Genomic DNA, 698 nt, shown 5'->3' on the forward strand with positions numbered 1-698 from the left:
GGGCACCCATCGATCTTATCAGCGCATCGACGTCAGAAATGAACAAGCGCTACGGCTTTATCTATGTCGATCAGGATAACGACGGTAACGGCACACTGGCCCGCTACCGTAAGAAGAGTTTCTATTGGTATCAGGATGTTATCGCCACTAACGGTGAAACGCTCTAAGGTGTGAATACGGCTATCGCTGGTGAGTCATTTCTCGCTCGCGATCGTCGTGAATAGCAAAACGTACCGTTGCCATTGAACAAGCCGATAAGTACGAAAGCGTAAAATCGTTGTGGATACATTTCAGAGTGTGCACTGATGAAAAAGTCTACAACAACACCCACTCCTCATGATGCCATGTTCAAGCAGTTCTTGACTCATCCAGACACGGCAAGAGATTTCATGCAGTTGCACTTGCCCAAGCACTTACGGAAACTTTGCTGTCTGGATACGCTGAAATTGGAGTCTGGATCTTTCATTGAAGATAATCTTCGGGCCTATTACAGCGACGTGCTTTACAGCTTGCGGACAATAGCGGGGGAAGGGTATATCCATGTGCTGATTGAACACCAGAGTTCACCGGATAAAATGATGGCGTTCAGATTAATGCGATATGCTATTGCTGCGATGCAGCGCCATCTCGATGCGGGTCATAAAACGCTACCCCTCGTTATCCCGATGGTGTTTTACGCCGGTGAAACAAGTCCATAT

The 698-nt window shown here is 47.4% G+C and carries 2 protein-coding genes; both read left to right on the plus strand.

The genetic code is table 11. From position 1 onward, the window contains the following. A partial coding sequence (locus J5069_RS23740; RefSeq protein WP_264646116.1) for a family 1 glycosylhydrolase occupies nucleotides 1-167 on the plus strand: 167 nt, incomplete at its 5' end. Between the two features lie 138 nt (nucleotides 168-305). Beyond that, on the plus strand, nucleotides 306-698 hold a 393-nt coding region (locus J5069_RS23745; RefSeq protein ID WP_264646115.1), incomplete at its 3' end, for an Rpn family recombination-promoting nuclease/putative transposase.

Source organism: Candidatus Symbiopectobacterium sp. NZEC127 (assembly GCF_025962675.1).
Taxonomy (GTDB): domain Bacteria; phylum Pseudomonadota; class Gammaproteobacteria; order Enterobacterales; family Enterobacteriaceae; genus Symbiopectobacterium.